Origin of the sequence: uncultured Sphingorhabdus sp. (assembly GCF_937872355.1) — a bacterium.
GTDB lineage: Bacteria > Pseudomonadota > Alphaproteobacteria > Sphingomonadales > Sphingomonadaceae > Sphingorhabdus_B.
This window is the reverse complement of sequence record NZ_CALMSV010000179.1, coordinates 1-6,450: the sequence shown is the minus strand read 5'-3', so window position 1 is coordinate 6,450 and position 6,450 is coordinate 1. Positions and strand designations below refer to the sequence as shown.

The following is a 6,450-nucleotide window of genomic DNA, read 5'->3' as shown; positions in this document are numbered from 1 at the left end:
GTGGGGGGGCGGGGGGGGGGCGGGGGGGGGGGGCGGGGGGCGGCGGGGGGGGGGGGGGGGGGGCCCCCCCCCGCCCCGGGGGGCTCCTCGCGCCGACCCGCGTGGGTGCCCGGCGGGCCGCTCGTGGCTTGGCAAGGCGAAGCGCACCCAGCCGCAGACGTGAGACGTGATGGCGCGATGCCGTGGATCACGGCACCGCACCGTGCCCTCAGCGCCTGGTCGCCGACTCCACGTAGATCTCGCCGAGCTTGCGGAACTCCTCGCTCTTGTCGGCCATGCCCTGGGCCGCCTCGCGGCGGATCTGCTGCGTGATCTCCATGCTGCAGAACTTCGGGCCGCACATCGAACAGAAGTGCGCCACCTTGGCGCCCTGCGCCGGCAGCGTGGCGTCGTGGTAGGCGCGCGCCGTCACCGGGTCCATCGCCAGGTTGAACTGATCCTCCCAGCGGAACTCGAAGCGCGCCTTGCTCAGCGCGTCGTCCCACACGCGGGCGCGCGGGTGGCCCTTGGCGAGGTCGGCGGCGTGAGCAGCGATCTTGTAGGCGATCACGCCGGCCTTCACGTCGTCCTTGTTCGGCAGGCCCAGGTGTTCCTTGGGCGTGACGTAGCAGAGCATCGCCGTGCCGTACCAGCCGATCATCGCCGCACCAATACCGCTGGTGATATGGTCATATCCCGGCGCGATGTCGGTGGTGAGCGGCCCAAGCGTGTAGAAGGGCGCTTCGCCGCATGCCTCCAGCTGCTTGTCCATATTTTCCTTGATCTTGTGCATCGGCACATGGCCGGGGCCTTCGATCATCACCTGCACATCCTGTTCCCAGGCGCGCTTGGTGAGTTCGCCCAGCGTGTAGAGCTCGGCAAATTGCGCCTCGTCATTGGCGTCGGCGATGCTGCCGGGGCGTAGGCCGTCGCCCAGCGAATAGGCAACGTCATAGGCCTTCATGATCTCGGTAATCTCGTCAAAGCGTTCGTAGAGGAACGATTCCTTGTGATGCGCGAGGCACCATTTCGCCATGATGGAACCGCCGCGCGACACGATGCCGGTCACGCGCTTCGCCGCCAGCGGCACATAGGGCAGGCGCACGCCCGCATGGATGGTGAAATAATCGACGCCCTGTTCGGCTTGCTCGATCAGGGTATCGCGGAAGATTTCCCAGCTCAGGTCTTCGGCAACGCCGCCGACCTTTTCCAGCGCCTGATAGATCGGCACGGTGCCGATTGGCACGGGCGAGTTGCGGATGATCCATTCGCGCGTGTCGTGGATGTTGCGGCCGGTGGAAAGGTCCATCACCGTATCCGCGCCCCAGCGGATGCTCCACACCATCTTGTCGACTTCGCTCGCGACGTCGCTGGCCACCGCGCTGTTGCCGATATTCGCGTTGATCTTGACGAGGAAATTGCGCCCGATCGCCATCGGTTCGCTCTCGGGGTGGTTGATGTTGCTGGGGATGATCGCCCTGCCCCGCGCCACTTCCTCACGCACAAATTCGGGGGTGACATAATCGGGGATCGCCGCGCCAAAGCTTTCGCCGTCGCGGATATATTCGGCGAGCCGGGCACGGCCCAGATTTTCGCGCTCGGCGACATATTCCATCTCGGGGGTGATGATGCCGCGGCGGGCATAGTGCATCTGGCTAACATTCATGCCGGGTTTCGCGCGCAGCACTTTCTGCCGGACATTGGGGAAAGGCGCGACGCCGCCCGAACGATCGGGGCCAAGCTGGCCATTATCCTCGGGGCGCACCTCACGCTGGGTCACTTCCTCGACATCGCCGCGAGCCAATATCCAGTCGCGGCGCAATTCGGGCAGGCCTTGCGATATGTCGATGTTCGCATTGGGGTCGGTATAGGGGCCAGAGGTGTCATAGACGCGCACCGGCGGTTCGCCGCTCGACGGTTCCAGATAAATCTCGCGCATCGCGACCTTATAGGGGCCGACATGGATCTTCTTCGATCCGCGAATGGGGCCGGTGGTGACGGCTGGGTTTTCTGTGCGTGCGGGGGCGTCGCCCATGGATAATCTCCTCGATGGGCGGTGGGGAAATGGCCATGCGATGCAGCCTTCCCTCCCTCCGCCTGTGCTAACAGGTTCAGGTTCAACGGGTCGGATGGAGCTTACCCATCCCTCTCAGCCACAGCAGGCTCCCCGGGGATGGGGGGACTATAGAAGGCTCCGGAAAATAGTCCAGCATTGCTGCGCAATTCTATCAGAGTGACAGCGGCTTCGACGAGCGGCATCGACCGTTCGCAGCGGCTCTGGCACTATATGCGTAACTGGGGAGTAAAGCAGCTATGGAGCAAGACCGGTATTTGGCGCGGCTTGGTCCGCCGACCCAGCTTTTCTGGATCATGCTGTCGGCGTTGATGGGTATCGCATTGGGCTCGCCAAATCCTGCGTATGCGCGAGAGCGTGTTCCCGTCACAGACAAGGCGGGCGCGTTGGAGGCGCTCCACGGATTGAAGTCCACCGACTATTTTGTGCATCATTCTCCCAGCCTGCGCCGCCCGTTCCACATCTACGTCAAGACACCCCAAAATACGACACGGACAGATCAGAAATTGCCTGTCATATACCTGCTCGATGGCGGTGAGACTTTTCCCATAATTGCCGCCTATTCCCATTATCTGACCTTTGCCGAGGAAATGCCCGAAGCGATCATAGTCGGCATATCTTATGGCACCGACGACCCCGGAAATGGCAATATGCGGGTTACGGACTTCACTGCACCTTCGGCCGAAAATGCTGCCTATGGTGGAGCAGAAAAATTCCTTTCGATGATCGAGAACGAGCTATTTCCGAAGGTCGAACGCGATTACCCGGTTGATGCCAATCGTCGCGTGCTGGTCGGCATGTCGCTTGGCGGGCAATTTATATTACACGCGGCTCTGGAAAAACCAGAATTGTTCGAAGGACTCATTTCAGTTAACCCGGCATTGCACCGCAATCTGCAGCATTTTGTTGACGCGCTGGAACGGGCGCCTTCGGCACCCGAAAAACGCAAAACTCTCTTATATGTCGTTTCGACCGAGAATGACGACCCGCGCTTTCGTGAACCCGCACTCAAATGGATAACATTGGCAAAAGCGAAAAACGGTCGGCCCTGGTGTCTGTACGTCGATGAGCTTGGCGGTGAAAGCCACCTGTCAGGTTTGCCACGCGCCTTTCGTAACGCGATGCGATGGATGCACGAGGCAAATCCAGCCTGCGAACCATGATTCTGATTGAGCCGCTCCCTCCCTCCGCCGGTGCTAGCCGGATCAGGTTCAGCGGGCCGGATGGCGTTACCCATCCCTCTCAGTCACATGACTCCCCTGGCATGGGTGGATAATTGGCGCGACCGTGGGCCAGGTCCAGCCTTTAACCCACCCAGATCGGTGAACTCCATGCGCGTTCCTGGATGGTGAGCGGCAAGCCGGGGCGGACTGGTTTGCCCATGCGGTTGGCCTCCCATGTCGACCAGCGGCAGGTTGGGCTTTCGAGCACGCGGAGATAGTAAAAGGCGCGGCGTCCGGGGGCATAATCGGGGTCGCGCCAGGCGACGTTGAACTGTGCCGCGCCGTCTTTGGGAATTGCACAATTGCGTGTGTTGACGCTTGCCGGTTGCGCGCCGCAGCGATGGGTTTTGGCATCGGGAACGCCCTTGGCACAGGCGATGTCGTAAATCGCTTCCTTCAACTCGCCATCCTCGACCCAGCCGCGGATGATTTGGATACGTTGCAAGCCAGCGCTGTTCGGGTCTTTCAAGGCCTGCGCGAGAAACATAGGCGCCTGCCCGCCGGAGGCCAGATCGCTGCCCATGGGCACACCCTTGGCATAGGCCAGATCGGCGAAATCCTTGCGCCCGAATATATCGGCCGGATAGTCGTGGCCGGCAAACAAGCGAACCATGACGCGGGTGCCGCTGGTTGCGAAGGTTTCCTTCCGGCGCATCGCAGCGAAAATATCTTCGCGGTTGTTGCGCTCTGCCCATACACCGGCAAGGCCCGCTGCGCTCCACTGGTAAAAGGGTGTTGCCCCAGCTCCTTTCAGATTCTCCTCGCCCGGAACGACATAGGCACGCCGCACATCAGGCAGACCGTCGGGCCGCCCGGTCTTGCCAAAATAATGATCCTCATCGACCGGTGCCCCGGCATTATGCGTGTCTGACGACCCGATCATCCCGAATTTAAACGGATTTTTTCCGGTCTTCGCCTCGATCAACAACCCACGCTGCAACGCCTGCCGGATATAACTGCCGTCGGCCTTGCCCTTAATCTCTGTGCCCAGCAAGGTGTTGTAGATTTCGAAATCACCAAATTCGTCATTGGGCGAAAGCGACGGGTGCGTGTCCGATGTGCCCTTGACCTGGCTCATCTCTACGATCGGTTCGTTTTTCATCCGCGTCTCGGCATATTTGCTGTCGATCGGCTCACCCTTGAAGTTGGTAAGCTGGAACATCATGCCGTTCGAGACATTCGAGTTATGCGGGATTGCGATACTGTCGATGCCCAGCCCGCGCAGCCCTTCCTGCCAAGCCCATAGATCCTCGGGATTTTGCGAGTCGATGGCGCTGAAAGGCAAGCTGGGACGGTTCGATCCCTTGAACAGCACGATACGGTGCAAATTCTGGTGTTCGGGTGCGGAGGTATATTCAAAACCGGCAAAGGTCGTGAAGCTGCCGGGCTTGTAATAGCGGTCAGTTGACGCGAGGATTTCCGTCCATGTCGAGCGCATCACGTCCTTGTTGTAAATCTCAGGCAACGGCTTGCCCGTGTGCATCGAGGCACCAATCTTGCTGAATGCTGCGGTAATTTTTTCCGGGATGATCGAGAACATATCCTTTGCCCACGACACCAGCGACAAAGGGCTGTTCGGATCGTTCATCGCAGGCACAACGCCCAGATATTCGGCATGGTCGGTAACCGCATAAAAATCGAGCGCACCGCCTTTTAGCTGCACATCATAACCATTGGCATGCCGGATCTTTTCACCCAGCGCATAGCGATAGGCATCGTCAGGCGTGCGGCGGACGCCGAAAATATAGGCGTCGAACGAGTTTTGAGTGTGCACATGGACATCGCCGAACAGCGCCTGCCGCCGCGCCGGTTCGTCCGCCCGGGATGCGGTCGGGGCTACTGCGGTCGCCAATATGGTCGTCGCGAACAGGATCTTGTGTGAAAGCTGGCGCATGTTGTTCTCCCCTGCGATCAGGAAAACATAGTAGGAGGAGGGTTGCAAGCCGCAATCAACATCCTCTCGCAAATGCTGTTTGCAGGCAAAATGAATATCGTTCGTCGACGCGGCGGCCATTTTGTCGGGCATTCACCCCGCTCGATAGTAGGACGCTACCCTTGCTCGCCAATCCGCCTAGATGGGTGGCAACCCGCTGAAGAGGAGTTGAAAAAGCGTTTCCGCCCTGCCCGAATTGCCGCCCTGATGCTTGCCTGCACCGCCGCCATCGCCACATCCCCCGCCATGGCGCAGGCCGAGCCGGAGAAGAATTCCGACATCGTCGTCAAAGGGCGGACCGAAGAACTGCGCTACATGCTCAAGGATATGCTCAACGAATCCGCTTCGTCGAAACAGATCGGCCGCTTCGAACAAAGGCTGTGCCCCAAGGGGGTCGGCTTCCCCGCCGACTGGAGCAAGATGCTGGAAGATATGGTGCGTAAAAATGCGACCACCGGCGGGCTGAAATTGCAAAAGGAAGGCTGTAAACCCAACGCGATGATCATCTTCATCGATGAGCCGCAGCGGCTGGTCTCCGAAATGGGCAAGGCCCTACCCGAATTTTTCGGCCATATGACCGAGGAACCAACGCACTGCCCTCTCCGCGGCCTATCGCCCCGTCTATAGCTGGCGCGTAACCGATATCCGTTCCAGTCGCGGGGTAGAACTGAAAAAGACCGACAGCTTCAACGGCGAAGCGTCTGATGCCTATGTTGTGCGCAACGCCCAGGCAACACGGACGAGCGAGAATACGCGACAGGATATTCCGCTCTCTTTTGCGGTGATGGATATCGCCAAGACCGAGGGCAAATCGCTGCGCCAGCTCGCCGATATGGCAGCGATGCACCTGTTGCTCGATCTCAGCCAAGAGGCGGAAAGCGTCGCTTCTCCGGACTCTATTCTTACCTTGTTCGGCGCCACCTCCGATACTGCCGCGTTGCCAAAGCGGATGTCGGTGATGGATAAATCGATGCTGACAGGCACCTATAAATTCCGCAACAACGCTTTGAAGGCCGGTCAGCAACGCGGGATGATCGCGAAGGAAATCAAGGAAGCCGAGGAAAAGGCAATCGCCGCTGACGGATCGCGCTAAACAGCCTCGGCTTGCATCCCATGCCGTCGTCAGCTTAAGGCGGCCGCATGGCAAACCCGACTGCAGACGAAATCCGCGCGCTGGCCGACGCCAAGGGCGAACTGGCACTTCGCGTTGTACCCGGGGCCAAGGTCGAGCGCGCGGCCAT

Annotated in this window: 5 protein-coding genes and 2 riboswitches; of the genes, 3 read left to right on the top strand and 2 right to left on the bottom strand. The window is 60.0% G+C overall.

The genetic code is table 11. The features are described 5' to 3' along the window. Positions 1-208 precede the first annotated feature (208 nt). Positions 209-2,014: a phosphomethylpyrimidine synthase ThiC gene (gene thiC, locus Q0239_RS12115; RefSeq protein WP_298603212.1), complete on the bottom strand. Its 1,806-nt coding sequence runs from the start codon at positions 2,012-2,014 to the stop codon at positions 209-211. Between the two features lie 36 nt (positions 2,015-2,050). Continuing rightward, positions 2,051-2,159, bottom strand: a riboswitch (TPP riboswitch). Positions 2,160-2,292: 133 nt separating this feature from the next. Here thiC and Q0239_RS12110 point away from each other — a divergent pair. Then, complete coding sequence (locus Q0239_RS12110) at positions 2,293-3,216, top strand: alpha/beta hydrolase-fold protein (protein WP_298603209.1); 924 nt, start codon at positions 2,293-2,295, stop codon at positions 3,214-3,216. 2 nt (positions 3,217-3,218) lie between these two features. After that, a riboswitch (TPP riboswitch) is annotated at positions 3,219-3,324 on the bottom strand. Between the two features lie 34 nt (positions 3,325-3,358). On the opposite strand, the gene Q0239_RS12105 is transcribed toward Q0239_RS12110, so the two are convergent. After that, positions 3,359-5,170 (bottom strand): DUF3604 domain-containing protein, encoded by a 1,812-nt coding sequence (locus Q0239_RS12105; RefSeq protein WP_298603206.1) that lies wholly within the window; start codon positions 5,168-5,170, stop codon positions 3,359-3,361. A 90-nt stretch (positions 5,171-5,260) separates the two neighbouring features. Here Q0239_RS12105 and Q0239_RS12100 point away from each other — a divergent pair, with 90 nt between their 5' ends. Beyond that, a complete protein-coding gene (locus Q0239_RS12100) occupies positions 5,261-5,836 on the top strand; it encodes a hypothetical protein (RefSeq protein WP_298603204.1) in 576 nt (191 codons plus the stop codon). Between the two features lie 88 nt (positions 5,837-5,924). Beyond that, on the top strand, positions 5,925-6,302 hold the full coding sequence (locus Q0239_RS12095; protein WP_298603201.1) for a hypothetical protein: 378 nt from the start codon (positions 5,925-5,927) through the stop codon (positions 6,300-6,302). The last annotated feature ends 148 nt before the right edge of the window (positions 6,303-6,450 follow it).

Coding starts and splice junctions, on each gene's coding strand:
- thiC (WP_298603212.1), bottom strand. CDS start 2,014: ATGGGCGACGCCCCCGCACGCACAGAAAACCCAGCCGTCACCACCGGC.
- Q0239_RS12110 (WP_298603209.1), top strand. CDS start 2,293: ATGGAGCAAGACCGGTATTTGGCGCGGCTTGGTCCGCCGACCCAGCTT.
- Q0239_RS12105 (WP_298603206.1), bottom strand. CDS start 5,170: ATGCGCCAGCTTTCACACAAGATCCTGTTCGCGACGACCATATTGGCG.
- Q0239_RS12100 (WP_298603204.1), top strand. CDS start 5,261: ATGAATATCGTTCGTCGACGCGGCGGCCATTTTGTCGGGCATTCACCC.